General features: G+C 35.0%; 19 protein-coding genes and 1 tRNA gene. 13 read left to right on the forward strand and 7 right to left on the reverse strand.

The annotated features are described in order from the left end of the window. The 6 genes from VI621_RS05430 to VI621_RS05455 form a co-directional block, all read right to left on the reverse strand. Positions 1-463, reverse strand: a 463-nt coding sequence (locus tag VI621_RS05430; protein WP_324217364.1) for an ABC transporter permease, incomplete at its 3' end; no start/stop codon positions are given. A gap of 2 nt (positions 464-465) precedes the next feature. Further along, entirely contained in the window at positions 466-1,389 is a 924-nt protein-coding gene (locus VI621_RS05435) for an ATP-binding cassette domain-containing protein (protein WP_324217365.1), read from the reverse strand. A 166-nt stretch (positions 1,390-1,555) separates the two neighbouring features. Then, positions 1,556-2,680, reverse strand: coding sequence for a molecular chaperone DnaJ (dnaJ, locus tag VI621_RS05440; protein ID WP_324217366.1), 1,125 nt, complete (start codon positions 2,678-2,680; stop codon positions 1,556-1,558). 133 nt (positions 2,681-2,813) lie between these two features. After that, positions 2,814-3,389, reverse strand: a complete 576-nt coding sequence (locus VI621_RS05445) for a nucleotide exchange factor GrpE (RefSeq protein WP_324217367.1) — start codon at positions 3,387-3,389, stop codon at positions 2,814-2,816. A gap of 295 nt (positions 3,390-3,684) precedes the next feature. Further along, on the reverse strand, positions 3,685-4,590 hold the full coding sequence (locus tag VI621_RS05450; protein ID WP_324217368.1) for a TIGR01777 family oxidoreductase: 906 nt from the start codon (positions 4,588-4,590) through the stop codon (positions 3,685-3,687). A gap of 106 nt (positions 4,591-4,696) precedes the next feature. Next, entirely contained in the window at positions 4,697-5,149 is a 453-nt protein-coding gene (locus VI621_RS05455; protein WP_324217369.1) for a DUF4442 domain-containing protein, read from the reverse strand. 221 nt (positions 5,150-5,370) lie between these two features. Between VI621_RS05455 and VI621_RS05460 the strand changes: the two genes are divergently transcribed. From VI621_RS05460 to VI621_RS05490, 7 genes are all read left to right on the forward strand, one after another. Next, on the forward strand, positions 5,371-5,826 hold the full coding sequence (locus VI621_RS05460) for a DUF4870 domain-containing protein (RefSeq protein WP_324217370.1): 456 nt from the start codon (positions 5,371-5,373) through the stop codon (positions 5,824-5,826). A gap of 179 nt (positions 5,827-6,005) precedes the next feature. Continuing rightward, on the forward strand, positions 6,006-6,335 hold the full coding sequence (locus VI621_RS05465) for a PadR family transcriptional regulator (protein WP_324217371.1): 330 nt from the start codon (positions 6,006-6,008) through the stop codon (positions 6,333-6,335). A 5-nt stretch (positions 6,336-6,340) separates the two neighbouring features. Next, positions 6,341-8,086 (forward strand): PspC domain-containing protein, encoded by a 1,746-nt coding sequence (locus tag VI621_RS05470; protein WP_324217372.1) that lies wholly within the window; start codon positions 6,341-6,343, stop codon positions 8,084-8,086. Positions 8,087-8,103: 17 nt separating this feature from the next. After that, positions 8,104-9,171: a M23 family metallopeptidase gene (locus VI621_RS05475; protein WP_324217373.1), complete on the forward strand. Its 1,068-nt coding sequence runs from the start codon at positions 8,104-8,106 to the stop codon at positions 9,169-9,171. Between the two features lie 26 nt (positions 9,172-9,197). After that, entirely contained in the window at positions 9,198-9,932 is a 735-nt protein-coding gene (locus VI621_RS05480; RefSeq protein ID WP_324217374.1) for a head GIN domain-containing protein, read from the forward strand. A gap of 140 nt (positions 9,933-10,072) precedes the next feature. After that, positions 10,073-12,340 carry a M1 family metallopeptidase gene (locus VI621_RS05485; protein ID WP_324217375.1) on the forward strand — a complete coding sequence of 756 codons (2,268 nt, stop codon included), beginning with the start codon at positions 10,073-10,075 and terminating at the stop codon, positions 12,338-12,340. 116 nt (positions 12,341-12,456) lie between these two features. After that, the gene (locus VI621_RS05490) at positions 12,457-13,293 is read left to right on the forward strand and encodes a GIN domain-containing protein (RefSeq protein WP_324217376.1); all 837 of its coding nucleotides are present in this window, start codon (positions 12,457-12,459) and stop codon (positions 13,291-13,293) included. 56 nt (positions 13,294-13,349) lie between these two features. Here the strand turns inward: VI621_RS05490 and trxB are convergent, their stop codons facing one another. Beyond that, on the reverse strand, positions 13,350-14,297 hold the full coding sequence (trxB, locus tag VI621_RS05495; RefSeq protein WP_324217377.1) for a thioredoxin-disulfide reductase: 948 nt from the start codon (positions 14,295-14,297) through the stop codon (positions 13,350-13,352). 159 nt (positions 14,298-14,456) lie between these two features. Here trxB and VI621_RS05500 point away from each other — a divergent pair. The 6 genes from VI621_RS05500 to VI621_RS05525 all read left to right on the forward strand — a co-directional run bounded on the left by VI621_RS05500 (position 14,457) and on the right by VI621_RS05525 (position 19,387). Beyond that, positions 14,457-14,531: transfer RNA gene (locus tag VI621_RS05500), tRNA-Pro, on the forward strand. Between the two features lie 207 nt (positions 14,532-14,738). After that, a complete protein-coding gene (locus VI621_RS05505; RefSeq protein WP_324217378.1) occupies positions 14,739-15,521 on the forward strand; it encodes an RMD1 family protein in 783 nt (260 codons plus the stop codon). A 111-nt stretch (positions 15,522-15,632) separates the two neighbouring features. Further along, positions 15,633-16,241 (forward strand): uridine kinase, encoded by a 609-nt coding sequence (gene udk / locus VI621_RS05510; protein WP_324217379.1) that lies wholly within the window; start codon positions 15,633-15,635, stop codon positions 16,239-16,241. A 175-nt stretch (positions 16,242-16,416) separates the two neighbouring features. After that, positions 16,417-16,752, forward strand: a complete 336-nt coding sequence (locus tag VI621_RS05515) for an FtsB family cell division protein (RefSeq protein ID WP_324217380.1) — start codon at positions 16,417-16,419, stop codon at positions 16,750-16,752. Between the two features lie 31 nt (positions 16,753-16,783). Continuing rightward, positions 16,784-18,001 (forward strand): T9SS type A sorting domain-containing protein, encoded by a 1,218-nt coding sequence (locus VI621_RS05520; RefSeq protein WP_324217381.1) that lies wholly within the window; start codon positions 16,784-16,786, stop codon positions 17,999-18,001. 15 nt (positions 18,002-18,016) lie between these two features. Beyond that, entirely contained in the window at positions 18,017-19,387 is a 1,371-nt protein-coding gene (locus VI621_RS05525) for a methylmalonyl-CoA mutase subunit beta (protein WP_324217382.1), read from the forward strand. Positions 19,388-19,396 lie beyond the last annotated feature (9 nt).

Below are 19,396 nucleotides of genomic sequence, written 5' to 3' on the forward strand. Positions count from 1 at the left end.
CGGCATTTTTGATGGCCAAAGTGTCTAAATTGGCTTTTTCGAAGTTTTGTTTAGTAATTTTTTGGGCAATAATATCTTCGACATTTTCTATAAAAGTGATGCTTGGGCTATCGTTTGAAATGTATTCTATTTTGTTTTCCAATACTTTGCCGTCTGCTGCTTTGGGAATATAAATTAATCCTTCGTAGCTTTCGTTGATGAGGCTGTCTTTGATTATTTTTACATCAATGGCGGATAAATTCAAATACTTATATTCGTCGGAACTTTTAAATTCGTTGACAAACAAACCGGTTTCATCGTGAATGGCAACGAGTTTGGTGTCGGCTTTCATAGAACTTAAATAACCCACAAAAGCGGCAATTCCTACGAAAAGCAACGGACTTAAAAAAGTCATTACGATGAACGATTTATTGCGGACTTTGGCAATAAATTCTCTTTTTATGATTAATGATATGATACTCATAATTACTTTTCGCTTACAGTTTGGATAAAAATATCATTGACACTCGGAATTTTTTCTACGAAATGGGTTACTTGACCTCTTTGGGTTAGGATGTGCAGCAATTCATTTGGAGTTGAATTTCCAAGTTGAATCTCGAGTTTCAGTTCGTCGTTCAATGATTTGAAATTCGTTTGTCCAACAGTAAATTTTTGAGTGATGTCATACATTAAACCTTCGACATTATTGGTCAGAATACCTACTTCAAAACTATTGGTTCTGTATTGTTTTTTGACATCATCTAATCTTCCTTCGATGAGTTTATTCGATTTGTGAAGCAATGCAATATGATCGCATAGTTCTTCGACACTTTCCATGCGATGTGTCGAGAAAATAATTGTGGAACCCTGATCTCTCAAAGCCAGAATTTCATCTTTTATCAAATTGGCATTGATGGGGTCAAAGCCGGAAAACGGTTCATCAAAAATCAACAATTTGGGTTTGTGCAAAACGCAAACTACAAACTGGATTTTTTGCGCCATCCCTTTGGATAGTTCTTGTATTTTCTTGTTCCACCAACCTTGAATTTCTAATCTTTCGAACCAATATTCAAGTTGGGCTTTGGCTTCTGCTTTGGACAATCCTTTCATTTGAGCCAGATACAAACATTGTTCGCCGACTTTCATGGATTTATACAAACCACGTTCTTCTGGTAAATAACCAATATACTGAACATGTTTGGGTTGCAGTTTTTCGCCATCGAGAATTATTTCGCCACTATCGGGCATCGTAATTTGATTGATGATACGAATTAATGAGGTTTTTCCGGCGCCATTAGGACCTAGAAGTCCGTAGATACTGCCTTTAGGAACAGTGAGAGACACTTCGTTAAGTGCCGTATAATCACCATATTTTTTTACGACTTTAATAACTTCGAGTATATTGCTCATTCAGATTTTTAAATTTATTTCATCAATTCAGCCTTTTTGGCCTTGGGTGTGTAAAAGTAAAGAATTAGTATCGAAAAGGATAAAAATGTTTCAAAAAAAACCCACCCTTATTTGCACAAGGATGGGAAAAAATTGCTACAATTAAAAATCATAACAATAAAAAAATCTATGAAAACATGTCTTTCACTTTTTCAAAAAAGGACTTATCGCTCTTTTCTGGATTTGGAATGAAATTATCATCCGTTAAAGCTTTTTCGAAAAACTGCTTTTGTTCTTTGTTTAATGTTTTTGGTGTCCAAACATTGACGTGAACCAATAAATCACCGTTTCCGTAACCATTGATACTTGGAATTCCTTTTCCTTTCAATCGCAGGATTTTACCGGATTGGATGCCTTCTTCTAGTTTGATTCTGACTTTTCCGTTAACCGCATCGATTTCTTTAGAAACTCCAAGAACTGCTTCGGCAAAACTGATGTATAAATCTAAATGCAGGTTTTCGCCTTCACGTTTTAACGATTCATGCTCAATTTCTTCAATAACAACTATTAAATCACCCGGAATACTGTTTCCTGGCGCATCATTTCCTTTGTTGGATACTTTCAATTGCATGCCGTCAACAACACCTGCCGGAATTTTAATAGAAACGGTTTCGTCTTCCAAAATCATTCCTTGTGCATCTGCTTCGGCTGGTTTTTTGTCTAATATCTGACCCGAACCACCGCAAGTTGGACACGTTGATGCTGATTGCATTCTACCCAGAATTGTATTCGTTACCCGCATCACTTGTCCTTGCCCATTACAGGTAGAACAGGTTTTATAGGATACGCCCGGAGCCTGAGTTTTACGTTTAACTTTGACTTTTTTCTCCACGCCATTGGCAATTTCTTCTAAAGTCAGTTTCACTTTGATACGAAGATTGCTTCCTTTGGTTCTGCGTTGACCTCCGCCTCCGCTAAATCCTCCGAAACCACCTCCACCACCGAAAGCGCTTCCGAAAATATCCCCAAACTGGCTGAAAATATCATCCATATTCATGTGACCGCCACCACCATAACCGCCACCGCCATTATCAAAAGCTTGGTGACCGTATTGATCGTATTTTGCTTTCTTTTGGGGGTCGCTTAAAATTTCGTAGGCTTCTGCTGCTTTTTTGAAGTTTTCTTCTGCAGCTGCGTCACCGGGATTTTTATCAGGATGGTATTCTATCGCTTTTTTGCGGTAGGCTTTTTTGATTTCTGCAGCGTCAGCACTTTTAGTAATGCCTAATATTTCGTAAAAATCTTTTTTCATTTTTGGTATATTTTTATGGCGATGCGAAATTTTACGTCTTTACAAAGACGTATTGCAATGCTTCTCTACGGTTTGAAACGAAATGATTTAGAAGACACATTGCGATGCGTCTTCAGATAACACACGTTCGGAATTATTGTCCGATTACTACTTTTGGGAAACGGATAATTTTGTCACCTAATTTATATCCTTTTTCAAGAACATCAACAATTTTTCCTTTTAAATCAGGTGTTGGCGCTGGAATTTGGGTGATAGCTTCGGCAAAATCTGCATTGAAAGCATCTCCTGCACGAACGGAAACTTCTTCCAGTCCTTTTGAAACCAAAGTGCTTTTTAATTTATCATGAATAAGTTCTACGCCTTTTAACAATAATTCATCATCCGATTTTTTAATTTCAATCAGGGCTCTGTCAAAATCGTCTAAAACTGGAAGTATCGCTTGCAAAACCTCTTGGTTGGCAGTTTTGAACAAATCCATACGTTCTTTAGATGTACGTTTTTTATAGTTTTCAAATTCAGCAAAAAGTCTTAAATGCTTATCTCTTTCTTTTGCTAAATCCTGGGTTAATTGTTCTTCAATACTTAATTCCTCAATGATAAGTTGCTCCCCATTTGCATTGGTTTCTAGCGTTACATCATCCAGTTCTTGTTCCATTTCAGTATTTTCAGTCGTCATCTTACTTGTATTTTTAAATATATTTTTAAACATTGTTTTTTTATTCTTTTCTTGGGATTGCAAAATTACTGCCAATTCTTTGAAAATGTCAAATTGTCATTCTTTTTTTTGAAAGAGACGCAATCCATTCAAATAAAAATTTTATAATTTTAATATAAATTTAAGAATATTTATATTTTGTTTTGATATGTTTGTTATTGTGAAAATTCTTCGGGCAAATTGATTTACGGGAATTTGAGCTAAAGGTTAGCGATTACGCTTTATATAATTTATTAATTCACTTTGTATTATATTAAAAAAAAGCTCCGTTTTAAAAACGGAGCTTTTTTTATGGGAATAAACTTCCCAATGCTTTATCGATGGTTTTGTATTTGAATATAAATCCGCTATCAATTGCCTTTTGGGAACTCACGTTTTTATTTTCAAATAGTAACTCGTGCATTTCTCCCAGAAAAAATTTCATTAAAAACTGCGGAATATTGGGCAGAAACAAAGGTTTCTTTAAAACAAAAGCAATTGCTTTTGTAAATTCTTCATTAGAAACCGGATTTGGTGCAGCGGCATTGTAAACACCATCCCAGGCGTTTTCGACAGCAAAAAGATAAAGTGCCGCTAAATCGTGAACGTGTATCCAGGATTGTGTTTGCTTACCGGTTCCGAAAGCCGCCCCCAATCCCCATCGAATGGGTTTTATCATCTCCATTAACGCGCCGCCTTTGTTGGACAGTACCAATGCTGTTCTTAATTTACAGACTTTGATATTTAGTAATTTAAATTTATCGACACTTTCCTCCCATTTTACGACAACGGTTCCAAGAAAACCATCATCAATTTCATTGGAATCTTCAGTGTAAACTTTGGTATAACTATTAGGATATATGGCTACCCCTGATGCAGAAACAATTTGTTTGACCTGATGTGGATTATTTTTAAGGGCTTTGAAAAGCAAATTAGAAGATACCAACCTGCTTTCGATAATTTCTTGCTTATAGGCTTTTGTCCATCGTTTTGAGATTGTTGCCCCTGCTAAATGGATAATGGCATCTACGCCCATTAAACAATTTTCGTCTATAAGTCCTTGTTCAGGATTCCAGAAGAACCCTTTGTAATTAAGTTCGTTCTCGATTTTTTTCTTTGAGGTACTAAGGTAATGGATGCTCACACCGTTTTGCAATAACAAGGAAACCAATTCATTTCCGACCAAACCTGTTGCTCCTGTGATTAATACTTTCATGACGCTCTATTTCTTTAATTTCAAATTTACGTTTGAAACGCTATAAATAAATGTTAATTAAGTACGATTTAACTTTCGTTTTGGGTTTAAGCCATTCAAATAAAGACTATTTGGCTCTGACACTCCATTCGAAATCCATTTCGGAAACGGGATTGCCTTTTTCATCCATTCCTATTGATTTCATCCAAAAAGTTTGTCCTTCGCCAGTGGCAATGGTTTGCTTGATGGCTTCTTCTATTAAATATCCGTCTTTGCAGGTGAAGGTAATTCTTCCGGTGGCTTTTTTGGTGAAATTCCCTTTATTATTAGCCACTAACATTGATATTTTCTTGCCGCTTTTCTTGATTTGATACATGACCAAAGCGCCTGTCGTTAACTCGGCAGCCATAGCTTGCACGGCGAAGTACATGGAGTTGAATGGATTCTGATTGATCCAGCGGTGCTTTACCGTGGCGACACATTGGGTATCATCAATATGCTTTACACGAACGCCACACCAGAAGGCTGAAGGTAACTTAAAAAATAAAAAAGTATTCAATTTTGACGGTGTAAACTCCATAACGTTTGATTTTTCAATAAAAATACAAAAAATACTATGCACTCATACAAAATTGCGAAAAAACAGCCGAAATTGTTGTAATAACAGGACTTCACATTCTATTTTAAAGTTTATTTCATTTTTAAAAATGTTAATTTTGTGTTAATATTTGGTACTATGCGAAACATAATACTGTCTTTTAGCCATATATTTGCATAAGAAATTACTATATACTTTTAATCATGGAAACCAACAACAACCAAAACACCGCCGCTTTAATCCATTTAAGTTCATTGTCACAGTACTTTGTCCCTTTTGGAAATTTTATTTTTCCAATTGTTATTTGGAGTTTTAACAAAGACAAATCGGAATATGTAGATGCACAAGGAAAACAAGTCATCAATTTTCAATTGAGTTTGTTCTTGTACACTTTAGTACTTTGTCTAATTGCTTTGCCCATTTTATTCATCACCGTATTGAAAAATGTTCCTTTTTATGATTTGGTAAATAAGCCTGAATTCACAATGCAGCACCTGAGCTTTCAAAACATTACCGGAATAGCTGTCGTGGCTCTAGTTACCGTTCTAGTTTTTATATTTATGAAAGTAATTGAATTTTTCTTAATCATATATGCCACGGTAAAGACATCAAATGGAGAGGATTTTAAATATCCGGCAACGATCCCGTTTATCAAATAAAGAAAGATTAAATAACATACAATACGCATAATAGCCCTGATTGAAACGGAAATCCTTTTTGTTTTTTCTTTAAAAATAAAAAGATTGAAGAGTAAAGCGGGAAACAGCTCCAAAAAAAAATCATCATCAATCACCAATCAAAAAATGAACAGTTTAATTAAAAAACAAAAAAAGGAATTATGAACATTGAAAACACAAAAGCCCAGATGCGAAAAGGTGTTCTTGAGTTTTGTATCTTATCTGTACTGAAAGAAAAAGATGCCTACACTTCTGAAATATTGGACACTTTGAAAAACGCTAAACTGATTGTAGTAGAGGGAACCATTTATCCGCTGCTGACGAGATTAAAAAATGACGGTTTGCTCAACTACCGTTGGGAAGAATCTCTTTCTGGTCCGCCAAGAAAATATTATGGATTAACCGAAATTGGAAAAACATTTTTAAAAGAATTAAGTGGTACCTGGACGGAATTGTCCGATGCTGTAAACATTATAACAAACCAAAAATAATAGTCATGAACAAAACTGTAAACATAAATTTAGGCGGAATGTTTTTTCACATTGACGAAGATGCATACCAAAAAATGACCCGTTATTTCGATGCCATTAAGCGTTCTTTATCGAACTCAGGGGGTCAGGACGAAATCATTAAAGATATAGAAATGCGTATTGGTGAATTAATCACGGAGAAACATACCAGCGACAAACAAGTCATCAATATAAAGGAAGTCGACGAAATTATCACCGTTATGGGACAACCGGAAGATTATAGAATTGATGGGGACGAAACGGATGCTTTAACCAATTATACTGCGCCAAGAAGAACCAAAAAACTATACAGAGATACTGAAAAAGGAATGATCGGTGGTGTTGCAACAGGTTTAGGACATTATTTTGGAATTGATTCTATTTGGATAAAAATAGCCTTCATACTATTTACTTGGTTAGGCGGAACGGGAATCATTGCTTATCTTATTCTTTGGATTGTAACTCCGGAAGCTGTAACGACTTCGGAAAAACTTGAAATGACCGGTGAACCTGTTACGATTTCAAATATTGAAAAAAAGGTTCGTGAAGAATTTGAAAACATGTCCGAAAAATTCAAAAATGCGAATTATGACGAAATGGGAAACCAAGTAAAAACTGGTGTCGGAAAAGTAGCTGGTGGTTTAGGTGAAATTTTAAAGAAAATATTCGGTGTTTTTGCAAAAATTTTAGGTGTGTTCGTTGTCGTATTTTCTTCCGTTGGACTTTTAGCCGTTTGTGTTGCATCAATTATTTTGATATTTTCATCTTCACTGCCTGAAATCACAGTGTTAAACCATATTAACACACCTATTGGACTTGAAACACCACTTTGGATACAAGGGATATTATTTCTTCTTGCAGCTGGAATTCCATTGTTCTTTATTTTAATTTTAGGATTGAAATTATTGATAACCAATTTAAAATCAATAGGGAATATTGCTAAATACAGTTTGCTTGCCCTTTGGATTATAGCAATCGGAATAGTGATTTCTTTAGGAATAAAAGAAGCAAGCCAATTGGCTTTTGATGGTAAAGTAGTTCAAAAAGAAACTATTGCATTACAAGAAAACGATACGCTTTTCGTAAAATTCAGAAACAACGATTACTATTCTAAAGACATCAATGAACGTGAAGATTTTCTTTTCACACAGGATTCGGCCAATAACGAATTGATTTATTCTAATAATGTAAGATTCCACGTTTTGAAAACCGATCAGAAATTACCTTTCTTGCAAATTGAAAGACAAGCGGAAGGAAAATCCATGGTTGATGCTAAAAAAAGAGCTGAAAAAATTAAATATTCATATAAAATTGAAGGAAATCAGTTAGTTTTAGATAATTATTTATTGACCGAAATCGGAAACAAATACCGCAATCAGGAAGTAGAAATCTTTTTATACTTGCCAGAAGGGGTATACTTTAAACCAGACATGAATGTTCAAAACTATGATCGTTCTTACGAATCTGATTTCGATTTAAAGTTTAGTTCTGAAAATGATGTTTATAAAGTAATTGGTTCTGAATTGAAATGCTTGAATTGTATTGTTAATGAGGAAGACATCGATTTTAATAATGAAGAGGATGTTGAAACAGTTGACATTTCAGGATCCGGCAATGATACCATAAAAACGATTACAGTTAAAGTGGGTGGTAAGGAAATCATTCGAACAGAAACTAAAAAATCAGGATCTTTAACTGTTGACGAAAACGGAGTAATCATTAAAACAAATTAGTCAGAAAAATGAAATCCATGCTTTCAATTAAAAATAGTTTTTTAATTTTAACAGTTGTTTTGGTAAATGGGATTACACATGCGCAAAACAACATCAAAATTGCACATCATCCTGAACATCCGTTAAAAGAGAAAACCAATAATCAATACAGTCTGAATTTCGATTTTATTGTGGAAAACAATTCAAAAGACACGCTGAAACTAACACGTTTAGAAGTCCGTCTCTTTGATAAAAATAATGCTCTTGTTCAACAAAAGTTCTTAGACAATAATGGTACCGCGCCAAGCATAAACACTATTCCGAATATTCACTGGAATGGTGTTTCACAACGCTTGTTGTTCAATCCTTTTCCGGAAGTAAATTCGGTGACGGATAAACTGGAATATATTTTCACCTTTAATGATTCTATTGAAGTTAAAAATGTGGTTATTCCTAAAGAATACGAACAGATTCAGGATTTTATTTTACCAATAAAAAAGAAGTTATTGGTTTATGACGGTCATGATTTTTATTCGCATCACCGACGTTTTGATTACGAATTCGTTCCTATCAAACAAATGGGATTCACCGGAAATTTCATGCGATATGCTTATGATTTTGCAGTATTGAATCCAGAAGGAAAGCAATATATAAATAAAGGAGAAAACAACACCGATTGGTTTGGTTTTGGAACAGATGTTTTGGCTGTTGCCGATGGAGAAATCGTAGCCATTGAAACAAATAAAAAGGACGATAAAACTTTTGACATTCCAGCTTTAGTAAATAATCCGTTGGCGTTATATGGCAACTATGTCGTTATTAAGCATAGTGAAAATGTATACAGCATGTATGGGCATTTAAAAAACCAAAGTGCTACCGCTTTAAAAGTGGGCGATAAAATAAGAAAAGGACATAAAATTGGTGCAATCGGAACATCAGGAAGTGCGTTTTTTCCGCATTTGCATTTTGAAATTCGAAATTCCATCAATCATGAAGCAGAAGGATTGCCTTCTTATTTCAACAATTATTCGGTGTTTCTTGGTTCGACAAAAAAAGACATCAAAAAAGGAACCCTTGCAACGGGCGATATTATTCAATCTAAATAAAAAATTAACCAAAAAACCAATTAGTTATGATTAAATTTTCAATGTTTTCAACCAGAATAGTAATGGCGACTGCAGTTGCTTTAGCATTCACATCCTGTAAAGATGTTGATTTTGGCGGAATCGACGGTAACGGAAATGTTACTACAGAAACCCGAACTGTAAATGGCGATTTTACCGATATTGAAGCCAGCAAAGGACTTAATGTTGTGTTGGAACAATCTGATACAAAATCAATCACAGTAGAAACCGATGAAAATTTACAGGAACACATTATCACTAAAGTGGAAAACGGCGTTTTAATTATTGAAACGGATGAAAATATTGATGAATCAGAATCGAAAAAAGTAACCGTGAAATTACCAAAAATTACTGGTATAAAAGCCTCTAGCGGCACAAGCATCACATCGACCAATGTTATAAAAGGTGATGTTATCAAAATAAAATCAAGTAGCGGAAGCGAAATTGAAGTGGCTCTCGAAGTGGATAACATTACTGGTGAATCCTCCAGCGGAAGCAGCATTACTTTAAACGGAAAAGCCTTAAGCTTAGAAACAGCCTCTTCCAGCGGAAGCGAGATTGATGCCTCTAAATTATTGGTCAATGATGTCACTGCACAAGCCTCTAGCGGAAGTTCCATCAGTGTGCATCCTATTGTAAGTTTGAAAGCTAAAGCATCTAGCGGAAGTTCTATTGCTTATCATAATGTTCCCAAATCAATCAATAAAGAAGAAACCTCAGGAGGCAGCGTTTCTCAGGAATAAAAATTATCAGGAATAAAAAAATTAAAAAACATTCATTATAGATGGATGTTTTTTTAAACAAAAAATAAATTAATTAACAATCTATTTATTACAAAAATAAAGAATACATTATAAAATCATCAATCAAAATCAATCAAATCATGAAAAACAATTTCTTTAAAGCGACCTCATTAGCTTTATTTTTCGGAGTTACGGCTATGGCACAACAAAATCAAGTTGTTGCTCCATCGACAGATAAAGCGATTTCAAAGTACAATTATCACGATACTTTTGGACCCAATTTTTATTCTAAAAACGGTACGGATACCCATTCAGCCAGTGGTCAGCCCGGGGCAAAATACTGGCAGAACAGAGCCGATTATAAATTGACCGCCATATTAAATGAGAAAAACAATGAGATCATTGGTTCCGAAATTTTAACGTATACCAATAATAGTCCGGATAAAATTTCTTTTTTATGGATGAATGTCGATCAAAATTTGTTTAAAAACGATTCTCGTGGAAAAGCCGTAATTCCTGTAACCGGTAGTCGTAATGGAGATAAAGGACAAATTTTTGACGGAGGCCATAAGATAAAATCAATCAAAGTGGTTTTTAACCAAAACGGAAAAACTGTTGAGAAAGAAGCTAAATTTCAAATCATCGATACCCGAATGCAGGTTTTTCTTCCTCAGGATCTGAATCCAAATGGAGGAACTGTAAAACTTAAAATTGATTTTTCATTTATTTCTCCAGACTTCGGTTCAGACAGAATGGGTGTTTTGGACACAAAAAACGGAAAAATCTTTACCATGGCACAATGGTATCCAAGAATGTGTGTTTATGATGATGTTAAAGGCTGGAATGCACTGCCTTATTTAGGTGCCGGTGAATTTTATCTGGAGTACGGCGATTTTGATGTAAACATTACAGCTCCGGCAAATCATATCGTGGTTTGTTCAGGCGAATTGGTAAATTCTTCTGAGGTTTATACTGCGGAACAGCAAAAACGTTGGGCAACAGCTTCACAAAGTGATAAAACGGTTATGATTCGTTCGGCAGAAGAAGTTACGAATTCTACATCAAGACCTACAGGAAAATCTACTTTGAACTGGCATTTTAAAATGAAAAACGCTCGTGATATTTCTTGGGCCTCTTCGGCAGCTTTTATTATTGATGCGGCAAAAATTAATTTACCAAGCGGGCAAAAATCATTAGCCATTTCTGCTTATCCTGTTGAAAGTTCAGGACAAGATGCCTGGGGTCGTTCTACCGAATATACAAAATCATCTATTGAAAATTATTCCAAACGTTGGTTCGAATATCCTTATCCTGCAGCTACAAATGTAGCAGGAAATGAAGGTGGTATGGAATATCCCGGAATGGCTTTTTGTGATTGGAAATCAAAAGAGAGTGAATTATGGAGAGTCACGGATCATGAATTTGGTCATGGCTGGTACCCAATGATTGTTGGCTCTAACGAACGATTATTTGCCTGGATGGACGAAGGTTTTAATACTTTTATCAACTCATTGAGTGCTGAAGATTTTAATAAAGGAGAATATAAACCCAAACGACCATCTGATATGCAAAGAATGGCTGATATGTTAACCAATTCGGAATTAGAGCCTGTTATGACTGCTCCTGATGGGATGAAAGAGCATAATATGGGGTTACTAGCTTACGAAAAACCGTCCTCAGGATTAGTCATGTTGCGTGAACAAGTGTTAGGCAAGGAGCGTTTTGACAAAGCTTTTAGAACATATACCGAACGCTGGGCTTTTAAACATCCAACACCGGATGACTTTTTCAGAACAATGGAAAATGTTAGTGGAGAAGATTTAAATTGGTTTTGGAGAGCTTGGTTTGTAAACAACTGGCAATTAGACCAAGGGATTACAAAAATTAAGTATTTGAAAAATGATCCAAAACAGGGCGCTGTTATTTCAATTGAGAATCTGGAAAAAATGGCTATGCCGGTTGTTTTAGAAATTAAAACCAAAAGCGGCGCCGTTAGTCGTGTGCAACTTCCGGTAGAAATTTGGCAACGCAATACGTCTTGGTCATTTAAACACGCTTCTACCGAAGAAATTGACACCATTACCTTAGATCCAGACCATGCTTTCCCTGATATCAATCCTTCAAATAACGTTTGGAGTTCTGACAAAAGCGAATTGGAAAAAGCGGTTATTTTAGATGGTTATTTGGGTAAATTTTCAAGCAAACAAATTCCAATTGAAATTGTTTTAACAGAAGATAATGGTGTTCTTACAGCTAATGCAACAGATCAACCGACACTTTCTTTTGACTCCATTGGCAAAGACAAATTTGGTTATGAACAAGCGGGTATTGAAATTGAATTTAACGAAGCAAAAAATGAGTTTACTTTCAAAATGAGAGGTCAAAGTTTCTTATTTACAAAGGTTTAAAAATAAATCTAGGTATTGAGAGAAAATATTTCCCGAGAATAATTATTAAAAAAACATCCTTATAACAATTAGGATGTTTTTTTTTATATTTTTGACAAAACCTATTTATCCAAAAAATGAAAAAATATACAATCCTACTGCTCGTAATTCTAAGCACTACTATTTCTTTTGGACAAAAAAGAGAGAAAATTAAAGGGTCAAAAATCGTAAAACTGGAACAAAAAGAAATTGGCACATTCGAAAATCTGGAAATCGAAGACAATCTTGAAATATTTCTTATCAAAGGAGATAAATGCGCACTTGAGATCGAAGCGGATGATAACCTTCATAGCGCTATTAACATTAGCCTAAACGGAAATACATTACGATTAACAGCCGCTAAAGAGGTTTCGGGTTTTAAGAAATTCAGTGTCAAAGTTACCTATACCGATGATTTAAAAATGATTGTCGCAAAACATGAAAGCAACATCACGGCTATAACTGATCTAGCTTTAGATAATTTTACTTTTAAATGTTTCGATTATTCAAAAGTATTCATAAACGTAAAAGCAAAATCATTCACTTTGATGGCAAATGACAAATCAAAGGTAGAATTGAATCTGAAATCAGAAAATGCCATAATAGAATTGAGTAAAAACGCCCATTTGAAAGCACTGATTACTGCTACCCAAATGAAAATGGATATGTATCAAAAATCAATCGCAGTAATAGAAGGCGACGTTGCCGATTTGAAATTACGTGTAGACAACAGTTCTAATTTTACCGGAAAAAACCTTACCGCTAAAAATGCCGAAATCATTGCCGAAGCCAATACTAACTGTAGTGTAAATGTCACTACTAAAGCCATTGTCGAAGCTTCCGGAAAATCGGAAATTCAGTTTTATGGCGATGCAAAAATTGAACTTAAAAAATTCACCGAGAATACGGTCATTATGAAGAAATCGTTGAAATAATCGTATAAAAAAATCCCAATCTATAAAATTGGGATTTTTTTATATTTAAAATTAGATTAATCTAAAGTTGCCAAATATCTTTCGGCATCCAAAGCAGCCATACAGCCCGTTCCGGCAGCAGTAATGGCCTGACGATAAACATGATCGGCAGCATCACCGGCTACAAAAACACCGGCTATATTAGTTTTTGACGTTCCTGGCGTATTAACTATATATCCAGTTTCATCAAGGGTAATGAAATCTTTAAAAATATCAGTGTTTGGTTTATGACCAATAGCAACAAAGAAACCAGTTGCAGCAATGTCAAAAATATCGCCGGTAGTTTTATTTTTTGCTTTTACGCCTGTCACTACTTGACCGTCGCCAAGAACTTCAACAGTATCGTGGTTCATTAAGATAGTGATGTTTTCGGTTTTACGAACACGGTCTTCCATGATTTTTGAAGCTCTGAAGTTTTCACTTCTTACCAGCATCGTCACTTTGGAACACATTTTAGACAAATAATGGGCTTCTTCACAAGCTGAATCTCCAGCTCCAACGATTACCACTTCTTGATTTCTATAGAAAAAACCATCGCAAATAGCACACGCAGAAACGCCGCCACCAGTCAGTAAATAATGTTGTTCGGATTGCAAACCTAAATATTTAGCCTCTGCTCCTGTCGAAATAATCACCGTTTCACAATGCAGTTCTTTAACATCATTAATCCATACTTTGTGAATGCCACCGCTGAAATCTACTTTGGTAGCCCATCCTTCGCGAACATCAGTACCAAAACGTTGTGCCTGGCTTTGCAACTGCACCATCATTTCCGGACCGGTTACACCATCCACATAACCAGGAAAGTTTTCAACCTCATTTGTTGTGGTTAATTGGCCACCAGGTTGCGTTCCCTGATATAAAACAGGATGCATATTTGCTCTGGCAGCATAAATGGCAGCCGTATAACCCGCTGGACCAGACCCTATAATAAGACATTTAATTTTTTCGATTGTATCAGACATAATAAGATTTTAATTCTTTTTTTGAAGTCACAAATGTAACTTTTAATTGAAATAGTTTCCCTAAAAAAACATCACTTTTAACTATTTTTAAATAATAATATTCTATTTAGAAATATCACTTGTTAAACTAAAAAATAGTTTTATATTTGCACCGCGTTACGGGGTGTAGCGTAGCTCGGTTATCGCGCCTGCTTTGGGAGCAGGAGGCCGCAGGTTCGAATCCTGCCACCCCGACAAAAAGCCAAACAGAAATGTTTGGTTTTTTTTTGTTTATTTTTTGAAATAAATTAGTCTAAAATATTCAAATTCTTAATTCTTTACGCGCTTCGTTAAATCTCATCCTACACAGAACAATATCATACTTCGAAACCTCTTTAGATTAGTGCTCAAAATAATAATCAGCATCGCAAATTTTCTTAATTTTGTTTAAAATCGCTTGTTATGGAAATCAAAATCGAAGCAATTCAAATTGCTGAAGCCTTCAATATCAAAAAATTTCGCACCGAATTTCATACCGAAGCCCATTCTGGATCCACTTCCGAAGTATTCTATGCCCTGACAGATACCGACCGTTTTTTATATGTTTTTGATTATGGAGTGGTTGTTTTTGGTAATTATGATGCCATAGCCAAGAGTGAATTTGTACGATTTGTAAAAAACTACGCTACCACACTTGTTGATTTAGATCTGTTTGAGGAATATCGCATTCAAACCGATGAAAAATTGCATAAGGTTGTTGTTAAAAACGACTATGTCACAGTTCCTCAAATAGACTCCTCCATTCTACGAATTGTTATGCTGAATATCGGGCAATCGGTCGCCCTCGAATATTATGAGGTGTTGACTGATGAACTCATTACGTCTTCAAAACATTACATTCTGGAATTGGAAAAACGCGGTAAACTCAGTATTTCGAAAATCAATTTACTCAAATATATCGGTAAGGTATTAAATGTCAAAAATAGCATTGTTGACAACCTTTATATCCTCGACGACCCTAATCTGGTCTGGGATAATGAGGAACTCGATCTTCTCAACCGCCATCTCAAAGTCAATTTCGACATCAATACCCGTTTCAAAGATCTGGACTATCGCTTGCAAATTGTCGAAAACAATCTGAAATTATTCACCGATGTCTTAAATGTCCGTGAAAGTTCCCGTTTAGAGTGGGTTGTTATCATATTAATCTTCATTGAAATAATGATCGCATTGTTTTTTCACTAATACTAAAAAACACAGTCCGATAAAAAAATATCAATTCTGAATTATCAATTACCGAATTTCAATCGATTAATCCTTACTTTTGCCCTAACAAAAACACAACACAACTATTTTATGCTAATTATAGGTATCGCCGGAGGAACTGGAAGTGGTAAAACAACAGTAGTTCATCAGATTATGAATGAATTACCACAAACGGAAGTGGGTATTATTTCGCAGGACTCCTATTATAAAGAGACACACAACCTAAGTTTTGACGAACGGGCACTCATTAATTTTGATCATCCGCGCGCCATAGATTTCGAATTATTGGTATCTCACCTTAAAGAATTGAAAGCCGGAAACAATATCAATCAACCGGTATATTCTTTTGTAACCCATAACCGAACAGACGATTCCATCTTTACGCACCCACGAAAAGTGATGATTGTTGAAGGGATTCTAATCCTGGCAAACCCGGAATTAAGAGAGTTGTTTGATGTGAAAATTTATGTTCATGCCGATTCGGATGAAAGATTAATCCGTCGTTTAAAACGCGACATTGCTGAGCGTGGTCGCGATATGGACGAAGTACTCAACCGATACCAAAACACGCTTAAACCTATGCATGAGCAGTTCATCGAGCCTACAAAAGCCTTTGCAGACATCATCATTCCAAACGACAAATACAACACAGTGGCCATCGATGTAGTTCGTGCGGTAATTAATCAACGTATTTCATAAAATTTTCCTTATTTTTATAACTTAAATTTAAGGAGCCATTTCCCGCTGTCCACTAAAATGAAATTCACTGAACACAAATTAAAAAATAAAAGTATAGTGAAGTAATCTTTTACTGCCTAAAGAAGGCAGAAAAAGGATACCGCTTCCATCAGGGCTAAAAAATCCGATAACAACCATGAAAAACCCATTCAAAAATACAATCGAAAAACGGCCCTGGCTCAAATTTCTGAGCAACAGGTATGTTTTGATATTGCTTTTTTTTTCTGCGTGGATGCTTTTCCTGGACAACTATTCCTATTTAGACCATCGTGTTTTAAACAAACAAGTTGACGAACTCAAAGACAATAAACAATACTATCAGGACGAAATCAGGAAAGATCAAGAAAATATAAAATTCCTGAAAAACCCAGATCAAATCGAAAAATACGCCCGCGAAAAATACTATATGAAAAAAGATAGCGAAGATATTTATATCATTGAATTTGAAGGCGACACATTAAATGGTAAATGATGAATTATTGAAAACTTAAACTTCAAATAAGATGAAAACAATTACTTTTATAATATTTATTTTTGGGGTTTTCAATAATTGTCTACTTGCTCAAGTGGGCTGTACAGATCCTTTAGCCTCCAATTACAACAGTAATGCCACAACAAATGACGGCAGTTGTATTTATCAAAATGCTGCTGTTTCCCCAATAAGTTCTGTACTTTTAAGTGCTGCAATTCAGGAAACTTCAGGTTTGCTAGAATGGAACAATAATTTGTTTACACACAATGACAATACCGACACAAAAATTTACAAATTAAATAAAACCGACGGAGCTATAATCCAAGATTATTCATTAAACACGATTCAAAATATTGATTGGGAAGAAATAGCCCAAGATGAAGATTACATTTATATTGGTGATTTCGGAAACAATGCAACGGGCAACAGAACTAATTTGAAAATTTACAGAATAGAAAAAAATTCCTTATCAACGACTCCTCAAATCACAACAATTAACTTTTCTTATTCTAATCAGACTAATTTTTCTGCCCAGACATCCAATCATACTGATTTTGATTGTGAAGCATTTGTGGTAACTTCTAATGGAATACTTTTATTTACAAAACAATGGGTTAGCAACAATACCAATGTTTACCAACTTCCAAAAATTCCCGGAAATCATATTGCAAATCTTTTAACAACCCTAAATGTTTCAGGTTTGATTACCGGAGCCACTATCAAAGAAAATCTAAATTTAATCGCGCTTTCCGGCTATAGCAATATGCTCGAACCCTTTGTCTTTTTGCTTTATGATTATACTGGTTTCGACTTTTCAACTTCTAATAAAAGAAAAATAAATATTTCTCTGCCTTTTCATCAAATTGAGGGAATTTCTACCACAAATGGTTTGGAATATTATCTTACAAATGAATCTTTTGTAAATGACACTTTTGTCAATAATCCTCAAAAATTACATAAACTATCATTAGATTTATATTTAGGCAATTACATCAGTTCATTGTCTAATACTGATTTTTTCGAAACAGAAGAAAAAGCAGTGTTAACTCCTAATCCAACCGACGGAGAACTCTATTTAAAACCTTCCGATAAGACAAATCAAGATTATCAAATTTTTGATTTGCATGGAAAACTAACAAAACAGGGCACTTCTGATGGCGATAAAATTAATGTAAATGGCTTAGGAAAAGGGTTGTATTTTTTGAAACTAACCCAGAACAGACAAGTATTTAAATTTTTAAAAAAATAAACCAAAAATTTCATAATGAAATTAGATCTATTCAACGAATTTAATAGTGTATCCTCCAAACAGTGGAAACAGCAAATCCAGTTTGAACTCAAAGGAGCCGATTATAATGACACCCTGATTTGGAATTCTCCCGAAGACATTAAGGTAAAACCTTTTTATCATAAAGATGAATTCGAAAAGTCTTTTCCGGTAAACACAAAAGCTACCGAATTTAAAATATGTCAGAACATCTTTGTTTACGACATCGATAAATCAATCGAAAGAGCTTTGGATTCTATAAAACGTGGCGCCGAAAGCATCCGTTTTTCAATCGAAGACGAAACTATTGATGTAGCCAAACTTTTAGAGAAATTACCGTTAGAAACCATTACTATTTACTTCAGTTTAGGATTTCTTTCTGCCGATTTTATTAAAAAAATTGACGCTATTGCTAAAGAAAAAAGCGCCACTGTTTTTTGCAACATAGACCCAATCGGGCAATTAGCCAAAGAAGGAAACTGGTTTTCAAACACCGAAAAAGATAATTTTGAAACTTTAAAGTCCCTTTCAAAAGAAATCACCAAGATATCATTTTTAAGCATTGACGCTTCTTTATATCAAAATGCCGGTGCCAATATGGTGCAGCAAATTGCTTATGCTTTAGCACATGCCAACGAATATTTCAACAGAATTGAGACAACAAATCAACCCATTGTCTTTCAAGTTTCGGTAGGAACCAATTATTTCTTCGAAATTGCAAAACTGCGTGCCTTACGATTGCTTTTTAATGTACTTGCAAAAGAATACAACATCACCCAAGATTGTCATCTTTTGGTTTCGCCAACCAAACGCAACAAAACATTATATGATTATAATGTAAATCTGTTGCGAACCACCACGGAATGCATGAGTGCCATTTTAGGAGGAGCCGATGCCGTTGCGAATCTCCCTTACGATGCATTGTACCACAAAGACAATGAGTTTGGCGACCGAATTGCAAGAAACCAATTGCTGGTATTGAAACACGAAAGTTATTTTGACAAAGTCAATAATCCGGCTGATGGAGCCTATTATATCGAAAGTTTAACCAATCAGTTAGCCGATAAAGCCTTAGCTTTATTCAAAGATATCGAGGAATATGGTGGATTTCTGAAACAATTAAACGACGGAACCATCAAAAGAAAAATCCAGGAAAGTGCTGATAAAGAGCAGGAATTGTTCGATACCGGAAAAGAAATTTTATTGGGAACCAATAAATATCCTAACAAAGACGACCGCATGAGCCACGACTTGGAATTATTTCCTTTCGTAAAAATAAAACCACGAAAAACACTGATCACTCCAATTATTGAAAAACGATTGGCAGAGAAAATAGAACAGGAACGATTAGAAACTGAGAAACAATAGTACTTGTTC

The organism is Flavobacterium sp. (genome assembly GCF_035292545.1).
Classification (GTDB): Bacteria; Bacteroidota; Bacteroidia; order Flavobacteriales; family Flavobacteriaceae; genus Flavobacterium.

Coding starts and splice junctions, on each gene's coding strand:
- VI621_RS05435 (WP_324217365.1), bottom strand. CDS start 1,389: ATGAGCAATATACTCGAAGTTATTAAAGTCGTAAAAAAATATGGTGAT.
- dnaJ (WP_324217366.1), bottom strand. CDS start 2,680: ATGAAAAAAGATTTTTACGAAATATTAGGCATTACTAAAAGTGCTGAC.
- VI621_RS05445 (WP_324217367.1), bottom strand. CDS start 3,389: ATGTTTAAAAATATATTTAAAAATACAAGTAAGATGACGACTGAAAAT.
- VI621_RS05450 (WP_324217368.1), bottom strand. CDS start 4,590: ATGAAAGTATTAATCACAGGAGCAACAGGTTTGGTCGGAAATGAATTG.
- VI621_RS05455 (WP_324217369.1), bottom strand. CDS start 5,149: ATGGAGTTTACACCGTCAAAATTGAATACTTTTTTATTTTTTAAGTTA.
- VI621_RS05460 (WP_324217370.1), top strand. CDS start 5,371: ATGGAAACCAACAACAACCAAAACACCGCCGCTTTAATCCATTTAAGT.
- VI621_RS05465 (WP_324217371.1), top strand. CDS start 6,006: ATGAACATTGAAAACACAAAAGCCCAGATGCGAAAAGGTGTTCTTGAG.
- VI621_RS05470 (WP_324217372.1), top strand. CDS start 6,341: ATGAACAAAACTGTAAACATAAATTTAGGCGGAATGTTTTTTCACATT.
- VI621_RS05475 (WP_324217373.1), top strand. CDS start 8,104: ATGCTTTCAATTAAAAATAGTTTTTTAATTTTAACAGTTGTTTTGGTA.
- VI621_RS05480 (WP_324217374.1), top strand. CDS start 9,198: ATGATTAAATTTTCAATGTTTTCAACCAGAATAGTAATGGCGACTGCA.
- VI621_RS05485 (WP_324217375.1), top strand. CDS start 10,073: ATGAAAAACAATTTCTTTAAAGCGACCTCATTAGCTTTATTTTTCGGA.
- VI621_RS05490 (WP_324217376.1), top strand. CDS start 12,457: ATGAAAAAATATACAATCCTACTGCTCGTAATTCTAAGCACTACTATT.
- trxB (WP_324217377.1), bottom strand. CDS start 14,297: ATGTCTGATACAATCGAAAAAATTAAATGTCTTATTATAGGGTCTGGT.
- VI621_RS05505 (WP_324217378.1), top strand. CDS start 14,739: ATGGAAATCAAAATCGAAGCAATTCAAATTGCTGAAGCCTTCAATATC.
- udk (WP_324217379.1), top strand. CDS start 15,633: ATGCTAATTATAGGTATCGCCGGAGGAACTGGAAGTGGTAAAACAACA.
- VI621_RS05515 (WP_324217380.1), top strand. CDS start 16,417: ATGAAAAACCCATTCAAAAATACAATCGAAAAACGGCCCTGGCTCAAA.
- VI621_RS05520 (WP_324217381.1), top strand. CDS start 16,784: ATGAAAACAATTACTTTTATAATATTTATTTTTGGGGTTTTCAATAAT.
- VI621_RS05525 (WP_324217382.1), top strand. CDS start 18,017: ATGAAATTAGATCTATTCAACGAATTTAATAGTGTATCCTCCAAACAG.